The sequence below is a fragment of the Micromonospora sp. WMMD737 genome (assembly GCF_049179055.1).
Classification (GTDB): domain Bacteria; phylum Actinomycetota; class Actinomycetes; order Mycobacteriales; family Micromonosporaceae; genus Micromonospora; species Micromonospora reichwaldensis.
This window is the reverse complement of sequence record NZ_JBMHMH010000059.1, coordinates 1-2,709: the sequence shown is the minus strand read 5'-3', so window position 1 is coordinate 2,709 and position 2,709 is coordinate 1. Positions and strand designations below refer to the sequence as shown.

Genomic DNA, 2,709 nt, shown 5'->3' with positions numbered 1-2,709 from the left:
GTTCACCGTACCGTTCGTGTGTGGCGCGACCGACCTCGGCGAGGCATTGCGGCGTATCACCGAGGGGGCGGCGATGATTCGCTCGAAAGGTGAGGCTGGTACCGGAGATGTGTCCAACGCGACGACACACATGAGGCGCATCGGTGCCCAGATACGCAGGTTGACTTCGATGAGCGAGGACGAGCTGTTCGTTGCAGCCAAGGAGCTGCGGGCGCCCTTCGACTTGGTGCAGGAGGTGGCGCGGGCGGGGAAGTTGCCGGTGACGTTGTTTACCGCCGGTGGTATCGCCACCCCGGCTGACGCGGCGATGATGATGCAGCTCGGGGCCGAGGGCGTCTTCGTGGGATCGGGGATCTTCAAATCCGGTGACCCGGCCCAACGAGCGGCCGCCATCGTCAAGGCAACTACCTTCTACGACGACCCGGACGTGTTGGCAAAGGTGTCGCGGGGGTTGGGCGAGGCCATGGTCGGTATCAACGTGGATGAGATTCCGGTGTCGCACCGGCTGGCCGAGCGCGGTTGGTAGCCCCGGGGGCGCCTTAGGGGACAAGCGGCAGCTCACTTGTGACGTGGGTGTGCCTCATGGTTCCGTCTGCGAGGCGACGACAGGTGCCGCGGCCGTGAGCCCCAGACCCAGATAGGTGAACGCAGTGCTCTACGAACGTCCTTCGCTTCCTCACCTACCGGGTGGCGTGACGCGAGCTGCGCCCCCGGTCCGCGGCAACGCTCCTCGGATCGGCGTTCTCTCATTGCAGGGCGACGTCCGCGAACACGTTGCAGCACTGTACGACAGTGGTGCGGCACCGCAGCAGGTGCGACGCCGCACCGAACTCGAGGGGCTTGACGGGCTGGTCATCCCAGGCGGGGAGTCCACCGCGATCAGCCACCTGCTGCGCGACCTAGGAATGCTCGAACCTCTGCGTGCATTCCTTGGCGATGGTATGCCGGCGTTCGGGTCATGCGCCGGCATGATCATGCTTGCAGACGAGATCGTCGACGCCGGTGTGCCGGGTCGGGAGGCTCTACCACTGCATGGCATCGATATGACAGTTCGGCGAAACGCATTCGGCCGCCAGGTTGACTCATTTGAACGAGACCTTCCGTTCGACGGCTTCCGGGAACCGGTGCGCGCTGTCTTCATCCGGGCCCCGTGGGTAGAACGCGTCGGCGCCGGGGTGACGGTTCTGAGTCGCGATGGCGATCACATCGTCGCGGTACGTCAGGGCCGGGTCCTCGCGACGGCCTTTCACTCGGAGATCACCGCGGACCGTCGAGTTCATGGATTGTTCGTCGACATCGTGACCGGCGACGCATGAGCGCAGGAGGGTGGCCACTACGGTGCCGGGTGGTGGGTGATCGAGCGTTGTCTCCCTTTTAGGGCGGGTCATTCACCTACCGGAGCTAGCGGCCCCCGCTTGGGGTTTCGCTGACCATTGTGCCATTGTGACCGGGGATGTGCCGGCGACCCGAGGTTGTGACCGGCTCGGCCGCGTGTGACTCGCGCCGCCGGTGCGTTGTGCAGAGATGCACAGGACGGCTGCAGGGTCGGCATGTGGTCGTCACGTTGACAGCGACATGGGGGCGCTGTTGCACTGTCGCCGCGGCGGCCGGCTGATCGACAGCCCTGGAATGGGCTGGGACGGCTAGGCGATGGTGCGTAGCGGCTGCCAATCCGAGCCAGGCGGCATGTTGGTGCCGTCACGGGCGCACAGGAGAGTGTGCTGCAGGGCGCCGACGCCACCGACTTGTGCATGGAGTGTGCCGGTGGCGGCGTCGACGCGCGGCCCCACCACCGGCAACAGTGTCTGTCGTGAATGGTCGGCCACGTAGTCCAGATCGGAACGACACAATGCGATGTCGCGCACCCCGTCCCCGTGCGCGGCCAGCCACTCGGCGACCGGACCCTGGCCGCGTGGCTCTGTGACGATCAGCCGGGTCGGTCCTCTGCTCAACAGCACGCTGTAGCGGTCCGGGTGCTCCGCCAGTGCACGGGCACTGAAGCCCAGGGCGGCGGTCAAAGTCTGCAGCGCTGGAACGGCATCCGAGACATACAACTCCACATATGCGATCGAGTCGTCGGTGAACTTCGTCGGCATGACGCTGGCCTCGAATCGTCGGAGGAACAGGGCAGCCAACCCCGCCGGCGACTTGGTGCAGACTTGTCGGACACTTCGGCCGGCGACTTCGTTGGCTGCGTAGGCATGAATGAACCTAGCACCATTTTTGTTCCTGGGGCGACTTAGACAACGGCATCTACTGAAGCTAAAGTAGTTGTCCGGCTCAGCAATTGATGTATTTCTCGTGCGCTCTGATTCCGACGTTCGGATCCGCGAGGAATCGACTTGCCCCAGTCTTCAGAGGAAGTTCCCCTTCGATCGGGCGGCACCTGGTAAGCGGTCGATATCAAGTGTCGTAGGAGAATTCGGCTGTCCTCTGGCAGGCCTTGCTCGAGTTTCGGCGGATACTGAAGTCCGAGTTCGGCCGCGGACGTTGAGAGCGTCTGGAACCTGGGGCCGGGCATCGAATGCCCTAGCTGTTCGTGAATGGCGCGATGTGCAATGCGGCTGACCCAACGCGGTCTGGGTGAAGGCGACTGGGTTCCCGAAGCGCCGGCTGCGACACTTAGCCTATCGCGAAGTGTATTCGTGCACCGGCTACCGGTTGTTGCATCACCGCTGCGGCGATACAGTGTGTATCACACGCTGAGGT

At 64.2% G+C, this 2,709-nt stretch carries 2 protein-coding genes and 1 pseudogene; 2 read left to right on the top strand and 1 reads right to left on the bottom strand.

The genetic code is table 11. The features are described from left to right. Both ACN27A_RS34665 and pdxT read left to right on the top strand, forming a co-directional pair. A pseudogene (locus ACN27A_RS34665) lies at positions 1–526 on the top strand (pyridoxal 5'-phosphate synthase lyase subunit PdxS); the annotation flags it as partial. Positions 527–692: 166 nt separating this feature from the next. After that, positions 693–1,316, top strand: a complete 624-nt coding sequence (gene pdxT, locus ACN27A_RS34660; RefSeq protein WP_421459290.1) for a pyridoxal 5'-phosphate synthase glutaminase subunit PdxT — start codon at positions 693–695, stop codon at positions 1,314–1,316. Between the two features lie 327 nt (positions 1,317–1,643). Here pdxT and ACN27A_RS34655 read toward each other — a convergent pair whose 3' ends face one another. Further along, a complete protein-coding gene (locus ACN27A_RS34655) occupies positions 1,644–2,096 on the bottom strand; it encodes a hypothetical protein (protein ID WP_421459288.1) in 453 nt (150 codons plus the stop codon). Positions 2,097–2,709 lie beyond the last annotated feature (613 nt).

Coding starts and splice junctions, on each gene's coding strand:
- ACN27A_RS34655 (WP_421459288.1), bottom strand. CDS start 2,096: ATGCCGACGAAGTTCACCGACGACTCGATCGCATATGTGGAGTTGTAT.